Source organism: Mesorhizobium sp. M1348 (assembly GCF_040317925.1).
Lineage (GTDB): Bacteria > Pseudomonadota > Alphaproteobacteria > Rhizobiales > Rhizobiaceae > Mesorhizobium.
Genome location: NZ_JAMYLH010000019.1, coordinates 1 through 23,198, shown reverse-complemented (window position 1 = coordinate 23,198; position 23,198 = coordinate 1). Strand labels below are relative to the sequence as shown.

Sequence of the window (23,198 nt, the reverse complement as noted above, 5' to 3'; positions counted from 1 at the left end):
GACCAAGAATCTACACCTTGAAATTGTGCCAGAGATTCCCTTCGCCACAATTTTATTTATAAATATCAGGTGGATAGCCCGTAGCATCGGTCTGGCTGCAAGGTGACTTGGAGAGGCAGCGTTCACAGCGTCCTGCACGCATTGTCAACAGAAACGAACCGTTCGGTTCGATTTTTTAAAACCGATAAAAGTAGCAGCAGGGGTTGTTTATGGAATCGTTAACCATTTCAGCCAAACGCGGCCTCGCCGTTCTGCCTGTTTTCGGCCCATTTATGCCGGCCGGCGAAGGCAGCAACCGGGCAAGCAGAACCGGGTCAGACCCCGTAGCGTTCGGTGCGGATGAGTGCCGCCGGCACGCCGGCATCGATCAGTGCCTCGGCGGCGGCCGTCACGAATGCGTTCGAGCCGCAGACGAAGGCGAGCTTCAGCGGCGCGGGCAGCCTCGTCATGGCTTGCACCATCATCGCGGCGTCGATCCGCCGCGCATAATCCGCCGGACGGCGGGCCGGCTCGCGCGTCAGCGTCAGCACCAGGTCGAAACCATCCCGGCGCTCGGCGAGGTCGATCAACTCGTCGCGAAAGACCACCTCGTCCCAGACCCGCGCCGAAAACACCAGGGCGGCGGCGACCAGCGATCCCCGCATCGCCCGGTGACGGACCATCGACATCAGCGGCACCACGCCCGACCCACCGCCGACGAGCAGGAGCGGTCCGCCATCGCCGTCGGACCAGACGAAATGGCCGCCGAGCGGCCCGCGCAACTCGACCTCGTCGCCCACCGCCGCGATCTCGTGAAAGAATGGCGAGACCTCGCCGTCCTCGAGTTTTTCAATCGCCAGCTCGATGGTCTCGCCGGTCTCCGGCGCCGAGGCGATGGAGTAGGAGCGGCGCGCCTGATAGCCGTCAGGTGCAGTCAGCCTGACGTCGACATGCTGTCCGGCCCGGTAAGCGAAGGGCCGCGAGGGCTGCAGGAAAAAGCTGGTGACGCGCGGCGTACGCTTTTGGATGCGGGTGATGGTGACCGTCTGCCAGGGCGACTGCGCCGCCGGTGCGTCGCCGCTCATGGATCGTTCGTGTAGCGCTGCTCGCGCCACGGGTCGCCATAGATATGATAGCCTCGCAACTCCCAGAAACCCGGCTCGTCACGCTCGGTGAACTGCAACCCGTTCAGCCATTTGGCCGATTTCCAGAAATAGAGATGCGGAACGAGCAGCCGTGCCGGGCCGCCATGGTCGGGGGTGATCGGCCTGCCCTCGTAAAGCAGCGCCACCATCGCCTTGCCGCCGGTGAGATCCTTCGTCGGCACATTGGTGGAATAGCCGTCGAAACCCAGCGCCAGCGTGAAGGCAGTGGGCGGCTCGATGCCGGCGTCGGCAAGGATGTCGTCGACCAGCACGCCCTGCCACGCCGTGTCGAACTTGGTCCATGCGGTGACGCAATGGATGTCGCGCGTCATCTTGGTCAAGGGCAGCGCGTTGAACTCGGCCCAGTGCCACTTCTTGATTGGCCGCGGCCCATGCTTAAGCGTGAACGACCAATCCTCGGTGCGCACATGCGGCGTCGGGCCGGCCGACAGGACCGGGAAACCTTGCTCGAGATATTGCCCCGGCGGGATACGTGCATCCGTATCCGTCGGCGGCTTTCGTCCGGAAGAGAAGCCTCGGGTAACCATCGAGAATATCCGTTTGCGCAAGGTCCAATCGACCTTTGTCAGTTTTCTCGAAGACGCGCCCGCGGGCAACCGAAATCTTGGCTCCGGCCTGGCGGCAATGCTCTACATCGACCTTGGCAGCGCGCCGTCTGCTTCAGCCACTGGCGAAGGGCACGGCGACAAACATCTGGGCGTCGCCACGCTCGACAAGCAGCAGCACCGATTTCTTGCCAGATTTGGCAGCCTGCACAATCGCCTGGTTAGCCTGCCTGGCGCTCCTCACCGGATGCTGGTCGACGGTGACGATGATGTCGCCGGGCTGGATGCCGGAAGCCGATGCCGCCTTGTTCGGGTCGACGCGCTCGACCAGTGCGCCGTGCTGGTTGCCTGCCAGGTTCATTGCCTGGCGCACATCCGGGGTGACGTCCATCAGGCCGAGACCGAGCGCCGGTGCGCGAAAGCCCTGCTCCGTCGACGGCTGACCCTGATCGCCTGTCACCGATCCCGTTGCCATGTCGTCTTCGTTGCGCCCGACCTCGACGGAGATCTGCAGGCTTTGCCCCTTGCGCCAGACACTGAGGGTTTCCCTCGTGCCGGGCGCAACGTCGGCGACGGCGCGCGACAGATCCCTTGGATCCTTTATGTCCTGGCCAGCGAAGCTGGTGATGACGTCGCCGGTCTCGATGCCTGCCCTGGCGGCCGGCGATCCGTCGCTGACCTGCGCGACCAGCACGCCGGCGGGGTGATCGAGGCCGATGGCGCTCGCCATGTCAGGCGTCACCGGCTGGATCTGGACGCCGAGATAACCGTACTGGATGGAGCCGCCTTTCATCAGCTTGGCGACGACCTTTTGCGCCTGGTCCGAGGGGATGGCGAAGCCGACGCCGACGCTGCCGCCATTCGGCGAAAAGATCGCCGTGTTGATGCCGACGACATTGCCGTTCACATCCGTCAGCGGGCCGCCGGAATTGCCCCGGTTGATCGGCGCGTCGATCTGGATGAAGTCGTCAAACGGCCCGCTGTGCAGGTCGCGGCCGCGCGCCGAGACGATGCCGGCCGTGACCGTGGTGCCAAGGCCGAAAGGATTGCCGAAGGCGAGCACCTGGTCGCCCGGCATGAGCTTATCGGAATCGCCCCATTTGACGGTCGGCAAGGGCTTGCCGGCCTCGACCTTGAGCACGGCAAGATCGTTCTTGGCGTCATGGCCGATCAATTTGGCGGGAAGCTCGGTGCCGTCGTCGAGCGTCACCTTGATCGACTGGGCGCCGTCGACGACGTGATTGTTGGTGACGATGGTGCCGTCGGCGCCGACGATGAAGCCTGAGCCGAGGGCCTCGGTGCGCGGCGCCTGCTCCGGCGGTGTTTTGGGGGCGGGCTGTCCCTGGTCATCGAAGAAATGGCGGAAATAGTCGTCGAAAGGCGAGGTTCCGCCAAACGGCGAGGCGTCGCTCATGGTGTCCGGCTGTTGAGCTTTCATGACCGTCGTGATGGTCACCACCGCCGGTTTGTCCGCCGCCACGACCGGCGCGAACGAGCCGCTCGGCGCCGTCATGCCGGTGACGGGAGGGGTGACTGTTGCCGCCAGGACATCATTCAGCCTGGGAGCGAGAGGCAGGGCGAAGGGGCTGACAACCAGCGCGGCGCCCAGCAGAGCGGCGACGCGATGTCTGCGAAGGGTCTGGATTGGTGACATGGCCGTTGTCCGGGCGAGAGATTGGTGAAGCCACAACGTTCCGTCACCGGAACGATTCACCGGCGCGTCGGTCGTCGGCCTTGCCTGTCTCGCCTGTCACGGCAGCCGACCGGATCGACAGCCCCGCATTTAGGGCACCGATCGTCGTTTCCAGATAATATTACGAAGATTTAATTTCCGGCTGGCAACCGCCGTGCCGGGCTGGCGCCGAAACCCGAAAACAAAAACCCGCCTTGCGGCGGATCGTTGGGGCGAATCAGCACCATACCCAGATTAGTAGCATAGCTGCCGGCACAAAGCAAGAACAAAATAGCTACCCAAGACAAATCGCTTCAGATTTGCGCCGCTTCAGCAGAGGCCTCCTATTCGCCTTTCCCGTCGGTCCGGCTGAGATAGGTGGTGGCGATCTCGCGCATTCGCCTGCCGTCGAAGCTCGGTCCATGGCCGCCATGGCCGATGCGGATCGGCAGGTCGAGCAGGCGCTGCATGGTGCGGCGATAGGCGACGCGATCCGAATCCGGCAGGTCGTCGATCAGCATGGCGTCGTAGATGGCGTCGCCGGCGAAGAAGAGGCCGTCTGCCTCGTCGAACAGCGCGATCGAATCCGGAGAGTGGCCGGGCAGATGCAGGACGCGGAATTGGCGGCCGCCGAGGTCGATCCTATCGCCCTCGTCCAGGGTCCTAGTCAGCGGCGCCGGCTGAATCCTGTAATCGGCCGCTTTCCAGCCCTTTGCCGGCAGCCTGGAGACGGCGCCTTCCAGATCATGGAACATGTAGGCGTAGGTCACCGCTTCATCCATGCTGTCGAACTGCGCGGCGCTGTGGCTCGGCCCTGCCCGCAACGGAAACTCGTGCAGCGAGCCGACATGATCGAGATGGATATGCGTGGCGACGACCAGCAGCGGCTTGCCGGCCGGCGTGTCGATCTGCGGCGCCAGCGGGCAGATCCCCATGCCGGTGTCGACCAGCAGGTCGACATCGCGGCCGCGCAAATGCCAGATGTTGGCGCGCACGAATTCATGCACCAAGGGCTCGGTCAGCATCGTCGTCTTGGCATCGACGATGGTTTTGCTGAACCAGCTGTCCATCAGATCAAGGCCGGCATCAGACGAACGGCTTGCCGATCTTGTACTTTTGCGGGACCAGCCGCTTCAGATAGGCCATCCCCGCATCGGACAGCCGGTTGACATCGGGCAGCATGAAATCATCCGGCATATGGCGCGTTTTGCCGGCGACGTTCTTCAGCGGCACCTTCTTCAGCACGGTTTTCTTGCCGTCATATTGCAGCGCCACCGAACCGCCGCCCTCGTCGGCCACCGTGACCGCGAAGGCGCCGGCGTCGAAGGCCTCCTGCGCGTCCACCGCGCTGATGGCGCCGACATAGCCGCGCGGCATATAGCCGAGCGCATCGACGCGCGCCCGCTTGCCCGGCAATCCTTCGGCGAGCGCGCGCTCCAAGGCTGCCGGCAGGTCGCTGCCCGACAGCTTGACATTGCCGTGCTGGTCGCGCTCCAGCTTTTCCGGCGGCACAAGGCTTTCGACCAGCGCCTTGCCGTCGGCGGTGCTGACGCCTTCGGAGACGGCAACGATGCAGCGCTTGTGGCGGTCGAGCGTGGCACGCACGTCGTCGATGAAAGCTGCCGCCGAGAACGGCCGCTCCGGCACGTAGACGAGATGCGGGCCGCTGTCCTGATCGAGCTGCCATGCCGCGGACGCGGCCGTCAGGAAACCGGCATGCCGCCCCATGACGATGCCGACATAGATGCCCGGCAGAGCGCGGAAATCGAGATCGACCGAAAGGAATGCTCCAGCGACGAACTCGGCCGCCGACATGAAGCCGGGCGTGTGATCGTTCTCCTCGAGATCGTTGTCGATGGTTTTCGGCGCGTGCACGAAGGCGATCTTGCCGCCGGCGGCGTCGGTCAGGATCTGCTGCGTGCCCGAGGTGTCGTTGCCGCCGATATAGATGAAGGCATCGGCGCCGGCTTTCTTCAAGCCATTGAGGATGAGATCGCAATAGGCGGCATCCGGCTTGTCGCGCGTCGAACCAAGCGCGGCGCTCGGCGTCGCCGCGATCAGCCGCAGGCGGTCCTCGGGGATGGCGGAAAGATCGACGTAATTGCCGTCACGAATGCCGCGCACGCCGTGGATGGAACCAAGGACCTTGGCGCCGGGATGCCGCTTGCGGATTTCGAGCGCAGCGCCCACCACGGTCTGGTTGATGACGGCGGTCGGGCCGCCGCCTTGCGCGATGACAAAAGTTCCGGCCATTGTTCACGTCTCCCGGGCAATGAAAATCGCAGGCACATTCGCCTGTCTTGCGGCATCGCGCAACGGCAGAGTGATCGTTGAAAGCGAAGCCGCCGTTCAGAAGACGACGACCGGGTTTTTCTTGGAGACGCGGCTGTAGAGATCGATGATGTCCTGGTTGATCAGGCGCACGCAGCCCGACGACATCGCCTGGCCGATGCTCCACCATTCGGGCGAGCCGTGGATGCGATAACCGGTGTCGCTGCCGTTCTGATAGATGTAGAGGGCACGCGCGCCGAGCGGATTGTCGAGGCCGCCCGGCTGTCCGCTTTGCCATTTCACCAGCTCCGGCCTGCGGGCGATCATCTCGGGCGGCGGGGTCCAGACCGGCCATTCCTTGCCGTATTGGATGTTGGCGCGGCCGGACCAGCGGAATCCGTCCTTGCCGATGCCGACGCCGTAACGGATCGCCTCGCCGCCGGGCTGCACCAGATAGAGCAGCCGCTCCTGCGAGTGAACGACGATGGTGCCGGGCTGCTCGCCGGTCGGATCGACGACGATCTGGCGGCGGAACTCCGGCTTGACCTTGAGATAGGGCACTTCCGGCACATTGAAGCCACCGTCGGTGAGCGAAGCGTACATCACGTTGGGGCTGGTGATGTTCTTGTCGACGCTGATGCTCGGACGGACCGGCCGGATCGAGCCGGTGGTCACGTCGTCGAGCTGGAGCGACGGCAGATCCAGCGTCTGACTGCAGCCGGCGACGCCGAGCAGCGCCAGCGCACCGGCGCCGGACAGCACCGTGCGGCGGGAAAGCTGTATTTCGGTTTCGATTGCGTCGCCATTATGCGGCAGCGACAGACCGTGCGGCAACTCACGCATTTACCCAAACCCTACGCTATCGGCGGGAAACACGGTCCGGCCGGATCGCAGGCATTTTCACCAATCATGGTTGAAAAAGCGTGAAGGCCGGCCGCCTCGCGTTAACGAGGGGCTTTTTCGATTTTTGCCTCTTTACATCTTCGCGAGGCCAAGGATTTATCCTCTTCTTTGAGCTCAAGGAGAAGAAAATGTCCTTCGAAAACTGGGCCGCGTTTGCCGCCGCCTCGGCAGTCCTTCTGGTCATTCCGGGCCCGACCATCCTGCTGGTGGTGTCCTATGCGCTCGGCCAGGGCTGGCGCACCGCGCTGCCGATGGCAGTCGGCGTGGCGCTCGGCGACTTCACCGCGATGACACTGTCGATGCTGGGCATCGGCGCGCTGCTGGCGGCGTCGGCCACCGTGTTCACCGTGCTGAAGGTGATCGGCGCCGGCTATCTGATCTATCTCGGCATAAAGTTGTTTCGCGCCGGCGGTGCGCTCAGGGCCGAACCGCGCACCGATGCGGTATCGTCGGCGAAAATGACGGCGCATGCCTGGCTGGTCACCGCGCTCAATCCGAAAAGCATCACGTTTTTCGTCGCCTTCCTGCCGCAGTTCCTCGACCGGCATGCGGATTTCTGGGCACAGATGCTGATCTTCGAGATGACCTTCCTGGCGCTCGCCTTCGCCAATGCCTTCGGTTATGCGCTGATCGCGGCAAGGGCGCGCAACGTGGTGCGCAACCCGAAGGCGATCCGCATCTTCAATCGCACCGGCGGCACGCTGCTGGTCGGCGCCGGGATCGCGACGGTGGCGATGCGATCGGGCAACTGAGGACAGACCATGGCGGTCAGCGATGCATTCGGCTTGACACTGTCCGGCGCGACGGAGGCCGGGCTCTCGTCCTACAGCCGGGCTGCGCGCGAGTTGCAGTGCTTCATCGGCGATCCGGTCGGTACAGTTGACCGGGCAATCGCCGACGATCCCGGCTTCGTCATGGCGCATGTGTTCAAAGGTTATCTCTTTGGCCTTGCCACAGAGCGCGAAGCGACGGCGCTGGCCAAGGCATGTCACGAGGCAGCGCTGCCGCTTGCCGCGACGACGCGCGAGCAGGCGCATGTCGCCGCCCTTGGCCACCTTGCGGAGGGACGCTGGCACGAGGCCGCCCGCGTGCTGGAGGATATCGCCATCGAGTTTCCGCTCGATGCGCTGGCGCTGCAGACCGGCCACCAGATCGACTTCTTCACCGGCAATGCGCGCATGCTGCGCGACCGCATCGGCCGCGCGCTGCCGTTCTGGCAGAGCGGCATGCCGGGCTACCACGCCATACTCGGCATGCAGGCCTTTGGCTTGGAGGAGATGGGCGACTACGCGCGCGCCGAAAAGCTTGGCCGCACGGCGGTCGACATCGAGCCGCGCGACGGCTGGGCCCAGCATGCGGTGGCCCATGTCATGGAGATGCAGAGCCGGCAGAAGGACGGCATTCTGTGGATGCGCGCCAATCCCGAGGCGTGGACGCGGGAAAGCTTCCTGCAGGTGCACAATTGGTGGCATCTGGCGCTGTTCCATTATGATCTCGGCGAGACCGACGAGGTGCTGGCGCTCTATGACGGGCCGATCTATGGCGAGCGCTCGACGCTGGCGCTCAACATGGTCGATGCCTCGGCGATCCTGTGGCGGCTGCATCTCGGCGGCGTCGATGTCGGCGAGCGCTGGACAACACTCGCCGCCAATTGGGCGCCCAAGGCCAGCGCCGGCCATTATGCCTTCAACGACGCCCACGCAATGATGGCGTTTGTCGGCGCCGGCTTCGAAGCGCCGGCCAGCGGCTTGCTCGAGGCGCAGCGCGAGGCGATGCAGGGCAAAGACGACAACGCCGGTTTCACCCGGGATGTCGGCCATCCCCTGACGCTCGCCATCAAGGCATTCGGCGAGGGCCATTATGCCGAGACGATACGCCTGATCCGGCCGATCCGGGCAATCGCCCATCGCTTCGGCGGCAGCCACGCACAACGCGACGTCATCGACCTGACCCTGATCGAGGCGGCATTGCGTTCCGATGATGGCGCGCTGGCGAGGGCGCTTGCGTCGGAACGTGCACTGGCACGGCCGGACAGCCCGTTGTCAGCACTGTTTTCACGGCGTGCAACCGCTCTCGCGGCGAATTGACCAAGACTAAATCTTGCCTTAAAAACTGCCCCGGCCAGATTTTTTCGAGTGTCGAAAAAATCTTCGCGTGTTGACCGGAGCTTGTCCGGCGGCACGATTGCCGGGATATCTTCACCGCCCGTGTCGCAAGACCGGGACGAGAAGCAAGGAAGACCGTCGCCGCCAGGCATGACGGACATGGGAGGAAACATGTATCTCGGCCTCGATCTCGGCACGTCGGGCGTCAAGGCGCTGCTGATCGATGCGGCGCAGGGCATCGTCGGTTCCGGCCATGCGTCGCTCGACGTGTCGCGTCCGCATCCCGGCTGGTCCGAACAGAACCCGGCCGACTGGACCCGCGCCTGCGAAGCGGCGATCGCCGAGCTGAGGTCCATGCATGCGAAGGAACTCGCGGCGGTCAAAGGCATCGGCCTTTCCGGCCATATGCATGGCGCCACCCTGCTCGATGCCGCCGACCAGGTGCTGCGTCCCTGCATCCTGTGGAACGACACACGCAGCCACGCCGAGGCGGCTGTACTCGATGCCGACCCGCGCTTTCGCAAGCTGACCGGCAACATCGTCTTTCCCGGCTTCACCGCGCCGAAGCTGGCCTGGGTGAAAAACAACGAACCGGCTGTTTTCGCCAAGGTGGCAAAGGTCCTGCTGCCGAAGGACTTTTTGCGGCTCTGGCTCGCCAGCGAGCACATTTCGGAAATGTCGGATTCGGCCGGCACGTCGTGGCTCGATGTCGGCAAACGAGCCTGGTCCGCCGAACTGCTCGCCGCCACGTCGCTCGACGAAAGGCAGATGCCGTCATTGGTCGAAGGCACGGCAAAGGCCGGTGCCTTGCGCGGCGAACTGGCCGCGAAATGGGGCATGCAGGCCGGCATCCCGATCGCCGGCGGCGCCGGCGACAACGCGGCCTCGGCCTGCGGCATGGGCACGGTCGGCGCTGGCCAGGCTTTCGTCTCGCTCGGCACGTCAGGCGTGCTTTTCGCCGCCAACGCGTCCTATCTTCCCAATCCGGAAAGCGCGGTGCACACATTCTGCCACGCACTGCCCGGCACCTGGCACCAGATGGGCGTCATCCTGTCGGCAACCGATTCACTCAACTGGCTGTCGGGGATAGCTGGAAAAAGCGCCGGCGAGTTGACCGCCGAACTTGGCGATGCGCTGCAGGCGCCGACCGGCGTCTCCTTTTTGCCCTATCTCTCGGGCGAACGGACGCCGCACAATGATTCCGCCATTCGTGGCGCGTTTACCGGGCTTGCACACGAGACCGGCCGCGCCGCGCTGACCCAGGCCGTGCTCGAAGGCGTCGCCTTCGCCTTCCGCGACAGCCTCGACGCGCTGGCCAAAGCCGGCACGACGCTGACCCGGGTGACGGCGATCGGCGGCGGCTCGCGTTCGCGCTACTGGCTGAAGGCCATCGCGACAGCGCTTGGCCTGCCCATCGATATTCCAGCCGACGGCGATTTCGGCGCCGCCTTCGGCGCGGCCCGGCTTGGCCTGATTGCGTCGACCGGTGCCGATCCGCGCGCCGTGTGCACGGCGCCGGCGACGGACACCACGGTCGAGCCGGTCGCCGCCCTCGGCGATGCCTACGCGGATGCTTATCAGCGCTACCGGGCGCTTTATCCGGCGATCAGGAGCGCCACGGCGTGAGCGGATTCCCGCCCTCGCCGCGGCCTGCCGAAAAGGCCTCACTGCGCCGGCAGCTTGTCGAGAAAGCCGGTGATGCTTTTCAGCCGGCCATTTTCGATGACGCCGATATCGGTGCCTTCGATGATGGACTCGACGCCGTCCGGCCCGAGGTTCCAGGAGAAGCGGATGGTATCGGCGAAGCCGTCCGGCTTGCCTTTCAGCGAGAACCTGAAGCCGGCAAAGCGCTGCTGCACGCCGTCGATCAGCGCCGCGATGCCGTCATGGCCGTCGCCCTGCATGATCGGATCGCGATAGCCGACGTCCTCGGTGAAGGTCGCCTCGAGCAAGGCTTTCCTGCGCGCGGCGTCGCTCTCGTTCCAGGCGGCGATGTAGTTTTCGGCAATGGTGTTGAGGTCGGTCATGGTCTGTCTCCTTCGTTGAGTGGCTTTGACATGTGCCTTTCACCCAGCACCAACGCGAAACCAATTACGCCTGAGGTAATCAGGCCGAACCATGCGAGAGGAAAAGAACATGACCAGCGGTTTTTTCGGCGATATCCAGCAGATCAAATACGAGGGACCGGATTCGACCAATCCGCTGGCCTACCGGTTCTACAATCCCGACGAGATCGTCGCCGGCAAACGGCTTGAAGACCATCTGCGCTTTGCCGTCGCCTATTGGCATTCCTTTGCCTGGCCGGGCGGCGATCCGTTCGGCGGCCAGACGTTTGACCGGCCATGGTTCCCCAAAGCCGGCGGTGTCGACACGATGGAACTGGCCAAGCTCAAGGCCGACATCGCCTTCGAGATGTTTTCGCTGCTGGGCGCGCCTTATTTCTGCTTCCACGATGCCGATGTGCGGCCGGAGGGCCGGGACTTTTCCGAAAGTGCGGCGCGGCTCGACGAGATCGCCGACTATTTTGCTAAAAAAATGAAGCAGACCGGCGTCAAGCTGTTGTGGGGCACGGCCAACCTGTTCTCCAACCGCCGCTTCATGTCGGGCGCCGCCACCAATCCCGATCCGGACGTCTTTGCCTATTCGGCGGCGACGGTGAAACACTGCATCGACGTCACCAAGCGGCTGAACGGCGAGAACTACGTGCTGTGGGGCGGCCGCGAGGGCTATGAGACGCTGCTCAACACCGACCTTGGCCGCGAGCAGGAACAGGCCGGCCGCTTTCTCAATCTGGTCGTCGACTACAAGCACAGGATCGGCTTCGAAGGCACCATCCTGATCGAGCCGAAGCCTCAGGAGCCGACCAAGCACCAGTATGATTATGACGTCGCCACCGTCTATGGCTTCCTCAAGCGTTTCGGACTGGAGAATGAGGTCAAGCTCAACATCGAGCAGGGCCACGCCATCCTGGCCGGCCATTCGTTCGAGCATGAACTGGCGCTGGCCAATGCGCTCGGCATTTTCGGCTCGATCGACATGAACCGCAACGACTACCAGTCGGGCTGGGACACCGACCAGTTCCCCAACAATGTGCCGGAGATGGCACTGGCCTACTACCAGGTGCTGCAGGCCGGCGGCTTCAAGACCGGCGGCACCAATTTCGACGCCAAGCTCAGGCGCCAGTCGCTCGATCCGCAGGATCTGCTGATCGGCCATATCGGCGGCATGGATTGCTGCGCACGCGGTCTCAAGGCGGCAGCGCGCATGGTCGAGGACAAGGCGCTGTCCGCCCCGCTCGCCAAGCGCTATGCCGGCTGGGATGCGGCCGAGGCCAAGGCGATGCTTGCCGGCAAGCGCACGCTGGAGGAAATCGCCGAGCGCGTCGTCAAGGAAAAGATCGAGCCGCAGCCCAGATCCGGCCGCCAGGAACTGCTCGAAAATATCGTCAACCGGTACGTCTGAGGCGTACCCCGTTCGCGGCCGCATTGTTCAGCGGCCGCGGGATAAAGAGCACTTTCCGCGGGGCTGAGACCGACGACAAGGTCTTAGTCGTGATCGAGGCCTGTCAGGTAGGCGCAAAACATGTCGGCCATGGCGTCGGCGTAGGCTTCGATCTCCGCGGAAGTTCGGGGCGCCTCCGAGAACTGCTTCCCCACCGTACTGAGCGTCGTCACGATCAAGTCGCCGGCCAATTCGCGAGTCACTTGCGCGGCGTTGGGCAGCGCCTCCTGCATGAAGATCTGGATGGTGCGGTCTCCGGACGCCCTTGCCGCCTGCGCCTCAGGCGCATCGCGGTAAAGCGGTGCGGCGTCGTCGAGCGCCACACGCACCGCGGCCTCGTCACACTCCGAGCGGAGGAAGGCGTGGACCAGGCCGCGCAGCCGTTCAAGCGGCGGTTTCCTGATATCCTCGAGGATGTCGCGCAGCAAATCGGTCGTCTGCCGCCATTCGTCGCTCTGGAGCCGGAACAGGATCGCCGCCTTGTTCGGAAAATACTGATACAGCGATCCGACGCTGACACCGGCCTTCTCGGCCACCCGTGCCGTGGTGAAGCGCTGTGCGCCTTCTTTCGCCAAAACCTGAACAGCAGCCTGCAAAATCGCAGCGACGAGCTCCGCCGAGCGGACCTGCTTGGGCTGTTTTCGCGAGGAAATCCGCGGACTTCGGTGATCGCTCATTGCGAGGCGCGCCAATGCGATTAGTGAATGCGAATGATTAGTCGTATTTTGAATGCCGCACAAGAACGCATTCAATTTTGACTGGAGACCGCTATGACCACACTGACGACAAAGCCGCTCGCGCCCCTGCTGGACCGCCTGTTCGAGGAAGCCGCTGCGGCAACGAGCCCTGCAGTGGCAGAATTCTCCGCCGAGGAGCGGATGCGCCTGGTTCGAAGCAAGACCGAATACGTCGAGCTCTATGGGCGGCTAAGGGACCTCTGGCTTCCCGTTTCGCGAGAGACCGGCACGCTGCTCTACATGCTGGCACGAGGCAGCGGCGCACGGACGATCGTCGAATTTGGAACCTCGTTCGGCATCTCGACCCTGCACCTTGCCGCAGCCTTGCGGGACAATGGCGGCGGCCGCCTGATCACCAGCGAGTTCGAGCCATCCAAGGTGACGCGCGCCAGGAGTAATCTGACAGCAGGCGGTCTCATTGACATGGTGGAAATCCGCGAAGGAGACGCGCTGCAAACATTAAGCGTCGATCTTCCCGAAACCGTCGACCTGCTTCTGCTCGACGGCGCCAAAGCGCTCTATCCCGAGATCTTGAGTCTGGTTGAAAACCGCCTCAGGCCGGGCGCCTTCGTCGCTGCCGACAACGCCGATCTTTGCCCCGAATACCTCGAGCGGGTGCGCTCGACCGGGAGTGGCTACATGTCCACGCCGTTCGGCGAGGATGTTGAACTGTCGATGCGGCTTGGCTGAAGCACTGCCTGACTGCCGGAACGATCGTGCCCAAGATGGGCGGCGGCGGACAAAACTTTGCCCGGCATCGCCCCTCAATCGCCTCGCTCTTGCCTTCAAACAGCCGTCACGAATCTCGTATATGTGGTTCGTGGCGGGAACAGAAAGAAGGAGGCGAAACGATATGCAGCACGAACGCGAAATCGACGCCCTGCTCTCATCTGGCGAGGCCGGATCGATCATCGACCGGCTGATGGCGCTGCCGTACCCGAAGCAAGGTGCGTTGAGTGCAAACGAATGGGATCGCGCGGTCGCCAGCCGCTTCGAGACCCATCTTGCGAGACAGATGCGCTCGCAGATCGACGGCAACAGCGTCCGCCAGGACGCTGCCTGACCCCTACTATCTCTGGCGCAGCCTGACCGGCGCTTCGCCGAACGCTCTTGAAAACGCTCTGGAAAATGCCGCGGCGGACGAAAACCCCGTTCGCCCGGCAATGTCCGCCATGGCGATGCGCGTGTCGACCACCAGGCGGCGCGCGGCGCCGAGGCGCAGCCTGAGGTAATAAGCGCCGGGCGTTTCGCCGATCGACTTGCGAAAGATGCTTTCCAGCGTCCGTGCCGTCACCCCGGCGCGCTTTGCCACCGCGGCGATGGTCAGCGGCTGGTCGACATGCGCTTCCATCAGCCGGATGGCTTGCGCCAGCCTGGGATCGTAGCCGTCAAGACGGCCGAGCGAGACCAGCGGCTGCGCGTCCGTCGCGGCGCGCGCCTGGTCATAGATGAAGACGCTCGCGACATCGAGCGCCACGGCCATGCCGAGCCGCGTGCGGATCAGATGCAGCATCAGGTCGAAGGTCGGTGAGGCGCCGCCGGAGGTGAACACCGGGCCGTCGATGACGTAGCGGTCGGGGCGCACGTCGACACCGGGAAAGGCCGAAGAGAAATCCTCCATGTCCTCCCAGTGGGTGGTGGCGCTGCGCCCCTCCAGCAAGCCCGCGCGCGCCACCAGCCAGGTGCCGGCCTCGACGCCGCCGCAGGCGCGCGCCGCGCGCGCCGCCCGGCGCAGTCCGGACAGCAGAGCCGATGTGGCATAGTTCTGCGTGCCGAAGCCGGCGACGACGACCAGCATGTCGGTTGTGTCAGCCGCATCGAAGCGGCCGCTGACCGCCACCGGCAGGCCGCATGTGGTGACCGGCGCCTCGCCTGTGACCGAGACCAGCCTGAAATCGAACAGCGTCTCACCGGCAATACGGTTGGCGGCGCGCAACGGATCGACGGCCGACGCGACGCACATGATCGACGAGCCGGAGAATACCAGCAGCGTCACCTTGAGCGGCAAACGTTCGGCACGAAAGATCGTCGGTTTTTCGGTTTTGGTCACACGATCTTCGTAAAACGCAAAACAGTTTCCGGCAAGTCAGGCATTCTTGCCCTACGTTCTATTGGGAGAGTGTCCGATGCCGTTAGCGATGAACCGTGAGGTTTTCATTACCTGTGCCGTGACCGGGTCCGGCGGTTCGCAGGACCGCAGCCCGCACGTGCCGCGTTCGCCCAAGCAGATCGCCGATTCGGCCATCGAGGCAGCAAAGGCAGGTGCGGCGATCGTGCACTGCCATGTGCGCGATCCCGAGACCGGCAAGCCGCGACGCGACGTGCACCTTTATCGCGAAGTAACGGAGCGCATCCGCGCGGCGGATGTCGACGTTGTTTTGAACCTGACCGCCGGCATGGGCGGCGACATGGTGTTCGGCCCGCCGGAGAACCCGCTGCCGCTGAACGAAAAAGCCACCGACATGGGCGGTGCCACAAACCGCATGGAGCATGTGCGCCAGTGCCTGCCGGAAATCTGCACGCTCGACTGCGGCACCATGAATTTCGCCGAGGCCGATTATGTCATGACCAACACGCCCGGCATGCTGCGCGCCATGGGCGGCATAATGACGGCGCTCGGCGTCAAGCCGGAGATCGAGGCCTTCGACACCGGCCATCTGTGGTTCGCCAAGCAATTGGTCGAGGAAGAAGTGCTGAAGCCGGACGCCTTGGTGCAGTTGTGCATGGGCGTGCCGTGGGGCGCGCCGGACGACCTCAACACCTTCATGGCGATGGTCAACAATGTGCCGCCAACCTGGAACTGGTCGGCCTTTGCCATCGGCCGCAACCAGATGGCCTATGTCGCGGCCGCGGTGCTGGCCGGCGGCAATGTCCGCGTCGGGCTGGAGGACAACCTCTGGCTCGACAAGGGGGTGCTGGCGACCAATGCGCAGCTGGTCGAGCGGGCGGTCAGCATCGTGTCGAATATGGGCGCCAGGGTCATCGGCCCGGATGAGGTGCGCAAAAAGCTGAACCTGACGAAGCGCGCACCGCTTTGAAAAGCCGCTAGCCGGTTGGGAGGAGCCGCCGATGAAGACCGTGAAATTCACTGCCATGAAGGACGGCGACCGCGAGGACTATGCCTTCCTCACCGAGCATGAGATCGACTACGCGGCAAAGACCGGTGAGCGTCTGCTCGACGCGCTGATCCAGCTCGACGAAGGCCTGTCCGGCTACAAGATCACCCGGCTCGGCCATTCGCTGCAAGCGGCAACGCGGGCCTGGCGCGACGGCGCCGACACCGACTGGATTGCCTGCGCCCTGCTGCACGATATCGGCGACATCTACGCGCCCTATAATCACGACGAGTATGCAGCCGCCATCCTGAAGCCTTTTGTGCGCGAGCAATGCACCTGGGTGGTGGAGAAGCACGGCGACTTCCAGCGCCTCTATTACGCCCACCACCTCGGCGGCAATCCGCACGCCCGCGACCGTTTCGCCGGGCACATGTATTTCGACGATTGCGATGAGTTTTGCGAACGCTGGGATCAGTCGAGCTTCGACCCGGATTACGAGACATTGCCGATCGATTTCTTCCGGCCCTTCGTGCTCGAAGTGTTCGCGCGCAAGGCCTATGACGCGTCCGTGATCCGTGCCGGCGAGCGTGTCGCCCTCACCGACCCCGCAACAGCCAGGACAAGAACCGGAGCCTCCGCATGAGCATCATCAACAAGGCGGCCGCCATCGGCGGCGGCGTCATCGGCGCCGGCTGGGTGGCGCGGCTGCTGCTCAACGGCATCGACGTGTCGATCTTCGATCCAGATCCCGAGGCGTCACGCAAGGTCGGCGAGGTGATGAAGGGAGCGCGACGCGCCTACAAGCAGATGCTGCCCGGAGGTCTGCCGAAAGAGGGCAAGCTCACCTTCGCCAAGACGATCGCCGAGGCGGTGGCCGATGCCGACTTCATCCAGGAAAGCGTGCCGGAGCGGCTCGACCTCAAGCACCGCGTTCTGGCCGAGATCGACCTCTATGCCCCGGCCAACACAATTGTCGGCTCCTCCACCTCCGGCATCAAGCCGACCGACATGCAGGTGGCGATGAAGAAGCATCCGGAGCGGCTGGTCGTCGGCCATCCGTTCAACCCCGTCTATCTCCTGCCGCTGGTCGAGATCGTCGGCGGCGAACAGACCTTTCCCGAGGCGATCGAAGTCGCCAAGGAGATGTATGCCTCGATCGGCATGAAGCCGGTGGTGATCCGCAAGGAGATCGAGGCCTTCGTCGGCGACCGCCTGCTCGAAGCGGCCTGGCGCGAGGCGCTGTGGCTGGTCAAGGACGGAATCTGCACGGTCGAGGAGCTTGACGACATCATGCGCTATGGCTTCGGCCTGCGCTGGGCGCAGATGGGCATGTTCCAGGTCTATCGCGTCGCCGGAGGCGAGGCCGGCATGCGCCACTTCATGGCGCAGTTCGGCCCGTGCCTGAAATGGCCGTGGACCAAGCTGATGGACGTGCCGGAGTTCAACGACGAGTTGGTCGAGCTGATCGCGACCCAGTCGGACGACCAGGCGCACGGTCTGTCGATCCGCGAGCTCGAAAAGATCCGCGACGACAATCTGGTCTCCATCATGGAGGCACTGTCGAAGCAGAACAAAGGCAAAGGCTGGGGCGCCGGCGCCTTGCATAAGGACTACACCAGGCAGCTGGCCAAGCTTGCGGCCAAGAAGCCCACCGCCTCCAAGGCGGCCGAGAAGGCCAAGGCTGAAAAGCCGAAGAAAAGGAAGAAAGGCTGAGACCATGGATTTTGGTCTTTCGGAGGAGCAGAAGCTCATCGTCGAGACGACGCGGGCCTTCGTCGAGAACGAGCTTTACCCGCATGAGCGCGAGGTCGAGCGCACCGGCGTGCTGCGCCGCGAGCTGATCGAGGAGATCAAGGCCAAGGCGATCGAAGCCGGCCTTTATGCCGCCAACATGCCGGCCGTTGTCGGCGGCGCCGGGCTCGATACGGTGACTTGGCTGCTCTATGAAAAGGAACTCGGCCGCGCCAATTACGCGCTGCATTGGACCTGCGTGGCGCGGCCTTCGAACATCCTTCTTGCCGGCACGCCGGAGCAGCGCGAGAAGTATCTGTTCCCGTGCATTCGCGGCGAAAAATGGGATTGCCTGGCAATGACCGAGCCGGGCGCCGGCTCCGATTTGCGCGGCATGAAGGCAACCGCCGTGCAAGACGGCGACGACTGGGTGCTGAACGGCACCAAGCATTTCATAAGCCACGCTGACATTGCCGATTTCGCCATCGTCTTCATGGCCTCGGGGGAGGAAGAGTCTTCGCGTGGAAAACGCAAGAAGATCACCGCCTTCTTCGTCGACAAGGGCACCAAGGGTTTCACCGTGCGCGACGGCTACCGCAACGTCTCGCATCGCGGCTACACCAACGCCATACTCGAATTCGACGATTGCCGGCTGCCCGCAAGCCAGGTCCTCGGCGAGGTCCACAAGGGTTTCGACGTTGCCAATTCCTGGCTCGGCGCGACCCGCCTTCAAGTCGGCGCCACCTGCCTTGGCCGTGCCGAGCGGGCGCTCGGCCACGCCATCGAATATGCCGCGCAGCGCCAGCAGTTCGGCCAGCCGATCGGCAAGTTCCAGGGCGTGTCGTTCAAACTCGCCGACATGGCGACCGAGTTGAAAGCCGCCGACCTGATGGTGTTCGAAGCCGGCTGGAAGTACGATCAGGGCACCGTCACCGATCAGGACATGGCCATGGCCAAGCTGAAGGCCACCGAAATGCTTGCCTTCGTCGCTGACGAGGCGATCCAGATCCATGGTGGCATGGGGCTGATGGACGACCTGCCGCTGGAACGCATTTGGCGCGACGCCCGTGTCGAGCGCATCTGGGAAGGCACGTCGGAAATCCAGCGCCACATTATTTCGCGGGCGCTGCTGCGCCCGTTCGGGGGCTGATCGATGCACAGACTTGAACGTCTCCTGCGTCCACGCTCCATTGCAGTGTTCGGCGGTGCGCAGGCGGCTGCCGTCGTCGCACAATCGATCAAGATGGGCTTTGCCGGCGAGATCTGGCCGGTGCATCCGAGCAAGGACGAAGTCGCCGGCCGCAAGGCCTATCGCTCGGTGGCCGAGTTGCCCGGTGCGCCGGATGCCGCCTTCATCGGCGTCAACCGGCACTTGACCATCGAAGTGGTCAAGGCGCTGGCCGAGCGCGGCGCCGGCGGTGCGGTCTGCTTCGCCGCCGGCTTCCTCGAAACCGAGGCCTATGACGAGGACGGCGAGCGGCTGCAGGCCGAGCTGGTCGCGGCGGCGGGCCGGATGCCAATCATCGGGCCGAACTGCTATGGGCTGATCAATTACACCGACGGCGCGCTTTTGTGGCCCGACCAGCATGGCGGCATCAGGCTGCCAGAAGGCGGTCGCGGTGTTGCCATCATCACCCAGTCGTCGAACATCGCCATCAATATGACGATGCAGAAGCGCGGCCTGCCGATCGCCTTTCTGATGACCGCCGGCAACCAGGCGCAGACCGGGCTTTCCGAAATGGCGCTCGGCCTGATCGAGGACGACCGTGTCACCGCGCTCGGCTTGCATATCGAGGCTTTCGATTCGGTAGCCGGCTTCGAAAGGCTGGCGGCACGGGCGCGCGAGCTGAAAAAGCCTGTTATCGCCATGAAGGTCGGCCGCTCCGAGCAGGCGCGGCAGGCGACCGTCTCGCATACCGCGTCGCTGGCCGGCTCGGACGCAGCGTCCGGCGCGTTCCTGAAGCGGCTTGGCATCGCCCGTATCGATTCGATCCCGGCCTTCATCGAGGCGCTGAAGCTGCTGCACGTCACCGGACCCCTGCCCGGCTACCGGCTGTCGTCGATGAGCTGTTCGGGCGGCGAGGCGTCGGTGATGGCTGACAGCGCCGAAGGCCGCTGGGTGACGTTTCCGCCACTCACGCCCGAGCACCGCGCGCATGTCAAATCGACGCTCGGGCCGCTGGTCGCGGTGGCCAACCCGCTCGACTACCACACCTTCATCTGGAACAACGAGCCGGCGATGACCGCCACCTTCACCGCCATGGTGTCTGGCGGCTTCGACCTCAACATGCTGGTGCTCGATTTCCCGCGCCCCGACCGCTGCTCGGACACCGACTGGTGGGCGACGCTGCGCGCCTTCGAAGCGGCGCTGAAGACCAACCGCGCGCAAGGCGCGATCGTCTCCTCGCTGCCGGAGAACCTCCCCGAGGAATACACCGCCGGGCTGATGGCGCGGGGCATGGTGCCGCTGTTCGGCATTTCCGAGGCCATGGACGCCGCCCAGGCGGCAGCCTTCATCGGCTGGGCGTGGCGCGAGCCGCAGGCGCAGCCGATCGACACCTCGGCGTCCGGCGCGCCGGCCGGCGACCATGTCACGCCGGACGAGGCCGAGGCGAAGGCGCGGCTCATCGAGGCCCGGCTCCCCGTGCCGAAGGGCGAGCGCGCCGGCAATGCGGTCGAGGCTGTGATCTCCTCGATGGCGCTCGGCTTCCCGGTGGCGCTGAAGGCCCTTGGCGTCATCCACAAATCCGAGCTCGATGCGGTCCGGCTCAACCTCAGGGATGCCGAATCCGTCAGCACCGCGGCGCATGACCTCGGCCCGCTCGGCACCGGGCTTTATGTCGAGCGCATGGTGCGCGATGGCGTCGCCGAGCTGCTGGTCGGCTTCACCCGCGACCCGATGTTCGGCGCGGTGATGACGCTCGGCACCGGCGGCGTGCTGGTCGAGCTGTTGCGCGACAGCGTCACGCTGATGCTGCCGGCGACCCCCGACGATATCGAGGCCGCTTTGCGCGGGCTGAAATTGTTCCCGCTGCTCGACGGTTATCGCGGTCGGCCGAAGGCCGACGTCGCGGCGGCAATCGATGCGATATCAGGCATTGCCGGCTTCGTGCAGCAAAATGCCGGCGAAATCGAGGAGCTCGACATCAATCCGCTGATCGTCTGCACCGAGGGCAAGGGCGCCTGGATCGCCGATGCGCTGCTGGTGCTGGGAGACAAGAAGAATGGCTGAAATCATCACCACCCGCCGCGAGGGCACGATCCTCGAAGTGACGCTCGACCGGCCGAAGGCCAATGCCATCGACTTGAAGACCTCGCGGCTGATGGGCGAGACGTTCAAGGCGTTTCGCGACGATCCCGACCTGCGCGTCGCCATCGTCAAGACCGCCGGCGACAAGTTCTTCTGCGCCGGATGGGATCTGAAAGCCGCGGCCGGCGGCGACGCGGTCGACGGCGATTATGGCGTCGGCGGCTTCGGCGGGTTGCAGGAACTGCGCGATCTCAACAAGCCGGTGATTGCCTGCGTCAATGGCATGGCGGTCGGCGGCGGCTTCGAACTGGCGCTGTCCTGCGACCTCATCTATGCGTCGGATCATTCCTCCTTCGCCCTGCCCGAAATCCGCGCCGGCACGCTGGCCGATGCGGCGACGATCAAATTGCCGAAGCGCATCCCTTATCACGTCGCCATGGACCTTTTGCTCACCGGCCGCTGGATGGATGTCGCCGAGGCGCATCGCTGGGGCCTGGTCAACGAAGTGCTGCCCAAGGACACGCTGGAGGACCGCGTCTGGGAGATCGCCCGGCTGCTTGCCAGCGGCCCGCCGCTGGTCTTCGCTGCGATCAAGGAAACGGCCCGGGTCGCAGAATCGCTGACCTTCCAGGACGCCATGAACCGGGTGACGCGCCGGCAACTGCCGACGGTTGACGCGCTCTACGGCTCGGAGGACAATCTCGAGGGCTTTCGCGCCTTTGCCGAAAAACGCGATCCGGTGTGGAAGGGGAAATGACGCTGAGGAGATGATGGCGATCCTTCACACCCCCCTCTGCCCTGCCGGGCATCTCCCCCGCAAGGGTGTTCAGGCGGATTCTTTGCGATCCATTCAGCGCCCATGACCGACTACAAAAAGCTCATCGACGCCGAGACCTGGTCCTTCATCGAGCGGACCAATTCCTATTATCCGCCCGATACGATCGACTACACTATCGCCGAGCAGCGCGAGATCTATAACCGGATGTGCCGCGAGTTCTTTGCCGGCTATCCCCAAGGCGTCACGGCGGAAACCACCGCCATTGCCACGCCATGGCATCCGGTTCCAATCCGCATCTACCGCGCTCCGGCGCCGGAAACGGCGGCGATGGTGCTTTATTTCCATGGCGGCGGTTTTATGCTCGGCGGGCTCGACAGCCATGACGACCTCTGCGCCGAGCTTTGCAGCCGCACCGGCTACGAAGTGGTTTCGGTCGACTACCGGCTGGCGCCGGAACACCTTCATCCGGCCGCCTTCGACGATGCCATCAGCGCCTTCGAATGGGCGTCGACCACTTACGAACGGCCTATCCTGCTGTGCGGCGACAGTGCCGGCGGTAATCTCGCCGCGTCCGTCAGCCACGCGACGCGCGGCCATGCGCGCAAGCCGATCGGCCAGATCCTAGTCTATCCCGGCCTTGGCGGCGACAGCTCCGCCGGTTCCTATGTCACCCACGCGGAAGCGCCGATGCTTAACGTGCGCGACCTCGTTTTCTACAAGGACATCAGGACCGGTGGCGAGGACCGCACCGGCGATCTCACCTTGTCGCCGCTCGCCGACGCCGACTTTGCCAATCTGCCGCCCACCATCGTGATCACCGCCGAATGCGACCCGCTGTCGTCGGACGGCGAAGCCTATCGCGATCGCATCGTTGCTGCAGGCGGGCGCGCCTGGTGGTTCGAGGAGCCGGGACTGGTGCACGGCTATTTGCGCGCCAGGCACACGGCCGGCCGCGCCCGCTCGAGCTTTACCCGGATTGTCGATGCGGTAGCGGTTTTGGGAAGGGGCGAGTGGATCTGGTGAGGGATGTCTTCCCGACCAGAACGGGCCTTTGTCGGCCGGTACAGCTCTATTTGCGGCGGCGTCGCGGGCCGGAAACCCGCTTCAGCCAAGGTCCCAAATGAAAGGCGCTCATCAGCAGGTACATCGGGACCATGCCGCCCAGCGGTGACGCCTCTTGGCCGGTCGAGCACATCATATCCGGCGCTCCGCCGAGAAGCGTCAGCAGCGCCATGGTTGCGAAGGTCGGCGCGGCCGCAAAGGACAGCCAATCGGCTGCACTATGGCCGGCCGGGCTCGCATCGCCGGCGGATCCGCCTGCATGAATCTCGCTCATGTCCGTTGTCCTGCACAGTGAGCGGGATGCGGTCGAATTGAACCGTGCATCCCGCTCCTCCAATTGTCCTAGAGTCTTTCACGTTTTGACGGAAGCGTATCCGGCGTTTGCGAAGTAGTTTTTGCATTCGCCGGGTTCGATCGTCGCAACGAGGTGGCCGATGTGGCG

At 64.3% G+C, this 23,198-nt stretch carries 23 protein-coding genes; 13 read left to right on the top strand and 10 right to left on the bottom strand.

Annotated elements, in window-relative coordinates:
* Positions 1–314: 314 nt before the first annotated feature.
* From NKH13_RS25220 to NKH13_RS25195, 6 genes are all read right to left on the bottom strand, one after another.
* The gene (locus tag NKH13_RS25220) at positions 315–1,064 is read right to left on the bottom strand and encodes an FAD-binding oxidoreductase (protein WP_352915124.1); all 750 of its coding nucleotides are present in this window, start codon (positions 1,062–1,064) and stop codon (positions 315–317) included.
* Entirely contained in the window at positions 1,061–1,672 is a 612-nt protein-coding gene (locus NKH13_RS25215) for a molybdopterin-dependent oxidoreductase (RefSeq protein ID WP_352915121.1), read from the bottom strand. The genes NKH13_RS25220 and NKH13_RS25215 overlap by 4 nt, the downstream gene beginning before the upstream one ends.
* 133 nt (positions 1,673–1,805) lie before the next feature.
* Positions 1,806–3,344 carry a DegQ family serine endoprotease gene (locus tag NKH13_RS25210; RefSeq protein ID WP_352915119.1) on the bottom strand — a complete coding sequence of 513 codons (1,539 nt, stop codon included), beginning with the start codon at positions 3,342–3,344 and terminating at the stop codon, positions 1,806–1,808.
* A gap of 362 nt (positions 3,345–3,706) precedes the next feature.
* Positions 3,707–4,432: an MBL fold metallo-hydrolase gene (locus NKH13_RS25205; RefSeq protein ID WP_352717263.1), complete on the bottom strand. Its 726-nt coding sequence runs from the start codon at positions 4,430–4,432 to the stop codon at positions 3,707–3,709.
* 16 nt (positions 4,433–4,448) lie between these two features.
* Complete coding sequence (locus NKH13_RS25200; protein ID WP_352915116.1) at positions 4,449–5,615, bottom strand: diphosphate--fructose-6-phosphate 1-phosphotransferase; 1,167 nt, start codon at positions 5,613–5,615, stop codon at positions 4,449–4,451.
* Positions 5,616–5,711: 96 nt separating this feature from the next.
* The gene (locus NKH13_RS25195; protein WP_352915113.1) at positions 5,712–6,476 is read right to left on the bottom strand and encodes a L,D-transpeptidase; all 765 of its coding nucleotides are present in this window, start codon (positions 6,474–6,476) and stop codon (positions 5,712–5,714) included.
* Between the two features lie 188 nt (positions 6,477–6,664).
* On the opposite strand from NKH13_RS25195, the gene NKH13_RS25190 reads away from it, so the two are divergent.
* The 3 genes from NKH13_RS25190 (at position 6,665) to xylB (ending at position 10,267) form a co-directional block, all read left to right on the top strand.
* Positions 6,665–7,288, top strand: a complete 624-nt coding sequence (locus NKH13_RS25190; protein ID WP_352717259.1) for a LysE family translocator — start codon at positions 6,665–6,667, stop codon at positions 7,286–7,288.
* A 9-nt stretch (positions 7,289–7,297) separates the two neighbouring features.
* Complete coding sequence (locus NKH13_RS25185) at positions 7,298–8,623, top strand: tetratricopeptide repeat protein (RefSeq protein WP_352915110.1); 1,326 nt, start codon at positions 7,298–7,300, stop codon at positions 8,621–8,623.
* A gap of 189 nt (positions 8,624–8,812) precedes the next feature.
* Positions 8,813–10,267 carry a xylulokinase gene (xylB, locus tag NKH13_RS25180; protein WP_352915243.1) on the top strand — a complete coding sequence of 485 codons (1,455 nt, stop codon included), beginning with the start codon at positions 8,813–8,815 and terminating at the stop codon, positions 10,265–10,267.
* A 38-nt stretch (positions 10,268–10,305) separates the two neighbouring features.
* Here the strand turns inward: xylB and NKH13_RS25175 are convergent, their stop codons facing one another.
* Positions 10,306–10,668 (bottom strand): nuclear transport factor 2 family protein, encoded by a 363-nt coding sequence (locus tag NKH13_RS25175; protein ID WP_352915107.1) that lies wholly within the window; start codon positions 10,666–10,668, stop codon positions 10,306–10,308.
* Between the two features lie 109 nt (positions 10,669–10,777).
* Here NKH13_RS25175 and xylA point away from each other — a divergent pair, with 109 nt between their 5' ends.
* Entirely contained in the window at positions 10,778–12,103 is a 1,326-nt protein-coding gene (gene xylA / locus NKH13_RS25170; protein WP_352915104.1) for a xylose isomerase, read from the top strand.
* 83 nt (positions 12,104–12,186) lie between these two features.
* Here xylA and NKH13_RS25165 read toward each other — a convergent pair whose 3' ends face one another.
* Positions 12,187–12,819 carry a TetR/AcrR family transcriptional regulator gene (locus NKH13_RS25165; RefSeq protein WP_352915102.1) on the bottom strand — a complete coding sequence of 211 codons (633 nt, stop codon included), beginning with the start codon at positions 12,817–12,819 and terminating at the stop codon, positions 12,187–12,189.
* A 93-nt stretch (positions 12,820–12,912) separates the two neighbouring features.
* Here NKH13_RS25165 and NKH13_RS25160 point away from each other — a divergent pair, with 93 nt between their 5' ends.
* Together NKH13_RS25160 and NKH13_RS25155 are read left to right on the top strand one after the other, a co-directional pair.
* A complete protein-coding gene (locus NKH13_RS25160; protein ID WP_352915099.1) occupies positions 12,913–13,569 on the top strand; it encodes an O-methyltransferase in 657 nt (218 codons plus the stop codon).
* A 163-nt stretch (positions 13,570–13,732) separates the two neighbouring features.
* On the top strand, positions 13,733–13,942 hold the full coding sequence (locus NKH13_RS25155) for a hypothetical protein (RefSeq protein ID WP_352915096.1): 210 nt from the start codon (positions 13,733–13,735) through the stop codon (positions 13,940–13,942).
* 6 nt (positions 13,943–13,948) lie between these two features.
* Here the strand turns inward: NKH13_RS25155 and NKH13_RS25150 are convergent, their stop codons facing one another.
* Positions 13,949–14,929 (bottom strand): GlxA family transcriptional regulator, encoded by a 981-nt coding sequence (locus NKH13_RS25150; RefSeq protein WP_352516932.1) that lies wholly within the window; start codon positions 14,927–14,929, stop codon positions 13,949–13,951.
* 76 nt (positions 14,930–15,005) lie between these two features.
* On the opposite strand from NKH13_RS25150, the gene bcoG reads away from it, so the two are divergent.
* The 7 genes from bcoG (at position 15,006) to NKH13_RS25115 (ending at position 22,717) form a co-directional block, all read left to right on the top strand.
* Positions 15,006–15,917, top strand: a complete 912-nt coding sequence (bcoG, locus tag NKH13_RS25145) for a 3-dehydrocarnitine:acetyl-CoA trimethylamine transferase BcoG (protein ID WP_352915093.1) — start codon at positions 15,006–15,008, stop codon at positions 15,915–15,917.
* Between the two features lie 31 nt (positions 15,918–15,948).
* Positions 15,949–16,578 carry an HD domain-containing protein gene (locus NKH13_RS25140; protein ID WP_352915090.1) on the top strand — a complete coding sequence of 210 codons (630 nt, stop codon included), beginning with the start codon at positions 15,949–15,951 and terminating at the stop codon, positions 16,576–16,578.
* Positions 16,575–17,648 (top strand): 3-hydroxyacyl-CoA dehydrogenase NAD-binding domain-containing protein, encoded by a 1,074-nt coding sequence (locus NKH13_RS25135; protein WP_352915087.1) that lies wholly within the window; start codon positions 16,575–16,577, stop codon positions 17,646–17,648. Before NKH13_RS25140 ends, NKH13_RS25135 begins: the two co-directional genes overlap by 4 nt.
* A 4-nt stretch (positions 17,649–17,652) precedes the next feature.
* Positions 17,653–18,816, top strand: a complete 1,164-nt coding sequence (locus NKH13_RS25130; protein ID WP_352915084.1) for an acyl-CoA dehydrogenase family protein — start codon at positions 17,653–17,655, stop codon at positions 18,814–18,816.
* A gap of 3 nt (positions 18,817–18,819) precedes the next feature.
* Positions 18,820–20,898 carry an acetate--CoA ligase family protein gene (locus tag NKH13_RS25125; RefSeq protein ID WP_352915082.1) on the top strand — a complete coding sequence of 693 codons (2,079 nt, stop codon included), beginning with the start codon at positions 18,820–18,822 and terminating at the stop codon, positions 20,896–20,898.
* The gene (locus NKH13_RS25120; RefSeq protein WP_352717239.1) at positions 20,891–21,673 is read left to right on the top strand and encodes a carnitinyl-CoA dehydratase; all 783 of its coding nucleotides are present in this window, start codon (positions 20,891–20,893) and stop codon (positions 21,671–21,673) included. Before NKH13_RS25125 ends, NKH13_RS25120 begins: the two co-directional genes overlap by 8 nt.
* A 102-nt stretch (positions 21,674–21,775) precedes the next feature.
* Positions 21,776–22,717 (top strand): alpha/beta hydrolase, encoded by a 942-nt coding sequence (locus tag NKH13_RS25115; RefSeq protein ID WP_352717237.1) that lies wholly within the window; start codon positions 21,776–21,778, stop codon positions 22,715–22,717.
* A 46-nt stretch (positions 22,718–22,763) separates the two neighbouring features.
* On the opposite strand, the gene NKH13_RS25110 is transcribed toward NKH13_RS25115, so the two are convergent.
* Positions 22,764–23,030, bottom strand: coding sequence for a hypothetical protein (locus tag NKH13_RS25110; RefSeq protein WP_352915079.1), 267 nt, complete (start codon positions 23,028–23,030; stop codon positions 22,764–22,766).
* Positions 23,031–23,198: the final 168 nt, after the last annotated feature.

What these genes read in the sequence shown, in the direction of transcription:
- NKH13_RS25220 (WP_352915124.1), bottom strand. Translation starts at nt 1,064, where the DNA reads ATGAGCGGCGACGCACCGGCGGCGCAGTCGCCCTGGCAGACGGTCACC.
- NKH13_RS25215 (WP_352915121.1), bottom strand. Translation starts at nt 1,672, where the DNA reads ATGGTTACCCGAGGCTTCTCTTCCGGACGAAAGCCGCCGACGGATACG.
- NKH13_RS25210 (WP_352915119.1), bottom strand. Translation starts at nt 3,344, where the DNA reads ATGTCACCAATCCAGACCCTTCGCAGACATCGCGTCGCCGCTCTGCTG.
- NKH13_RS25205 (WP_352717263.1), bottom strand. Translation starts at nt 4,432, where the DNA reads ATGGACAGCTGGTTCAGCAAAACCATCGTCGATGCCAAGACGACGATG.
- NKH13_RS25200 (WP_352915116.1), bottom strand. Translation starts at nt 5,615, where the DNA reads ATGGCCGGAACTTTTGTCATCGCGCAAGGCGGCGGCCCGACCGCCGTC.
- NKH13_RS25195 (WP_352915113.1), bottom strand. Translation starts at nt 6,476, where the DNA reads ATGCGTGAGTTGCCGCACGGTCTGTCGCTGCCGCATAATGGCGACGCA.
- NKH13_RS25190 (WP_352717259.1), top strand. Translation starts at nt 6,665, where the DNA reads ATGTCCTTCGAAAACTGGGCCGCGTTTGCCGCCGCCTCGGCAGTCCTT.
- NKH13_RS25185 (WP_352915110.1), top strand. Translation starts at nt 7,298, where the DNA reads ATGGCGGTCAGCGATGCATTCGGCTTGACACTGTCCGGCGCGACGGAG.
- xylB (WP_352915243.1), top strand. Translation starts at nt 8,813, where the DNA reads ATGTATCTCGGCCTCGATCTCGGCACGTCGGGCGTCAAGGCGCTGCTG.
- NKH13_RS25175 (WP_352915107.1), bottom strand. Translation starts at nt 10,668, where the DNA reads ATGACCGACCTCAACACCATTGCCGAAAACTACATCGCCGCCTGGAAC.
- xylA (WP_352915104.1), top strand. Translation starts at nt 10,778, where the DNA reads ATGACCAGCGGTTTTTTCGGCGATATCCAGCAGATCAAATACGAGGGA.
- NKH13_RS25165 (WP_352915102.1), bottom strand. Translation starts at nt 12,819, where the DNA reads ATGAGCGATCACCGAAGTCCGCGGATTTCCTCGCGAAAACAGCCCAAG.
- NKH13_RS25160 (WP_352915099.1), top strand. Translation starts at nt 12,913, where the DNA reads ATGACCACACTGACGACAAAGCCGCTCGCGCCCCTGCTGGACCGCCTG.
- NKH13_RS25155 (WP_352915096.1), top strand. Translation starts at nt 13,733, where the DNA reads ATGCAGCACGAACGCGAAATCGACGCCCTGCTCTCATCTGGCGAGGCC.
- bcoG (WP_352915093.1), top strand. Translation starts at nt 15,006, where the DNA reads ATGCCGTTAGCGATGAACCGTGAGGTTTTCATTACCTGTGCCGTGACC.
- NKH13_RS25140 (WP_352915090.1), top strand. Translation starts at nt 15,949, where the DNA reads ATGAAGACCGTGAAATTCACTGCCATGAAGGACGGCGACCGCGAGGAC.
- NKH13_RS25135 (WP_352915087.1), top strand. Translation starts at nt 16,575, where the DNA reads ATGAGCATCATCAACAAGGCGGCCGCCATCGGCGGCGGCGTCATCGGC.
- NKH13_RS25130 (WP_352915084.1), top strand. Translation starts at nt 17,653, where the DNA reads ATGGATTTTGGTCTTTCGGAGGAGCAGAAGCTCATCGTCGAGACGACG.
- NKH13_RS25125 (WP_352915082.1), top strand. Translation starts at nt 18,820, where the DNA reads ATGCACAGACTTGAACGTCTCCTGCGTCCACGCTCCATTGCAGTGTTC.
- NKH13_RS25120 (WP_352717239.1), top strand. Translation starts at nt 20,891, where the DNA reads ATGGCTGAAATCATCACCACCCGCCGCGAGGGCACGATCCTCGAAGTG.
- NKH13_RS25115 (WP_352717237.1), top strand. Translation starts at nt 21,776, where the DNA reads ATGACCGACTACAAAAAGCTCATCGACGCCGAGACCTGGTCCTTCATC.
- NKH13_RS25110 (WP_352915079.1), bottom strand. Translation starts at nt 23,030, where the DNA reads ATGAGCGAGATTCATGCAGGCGGATCCGCCGGCGATGCGAGCCCGGCC.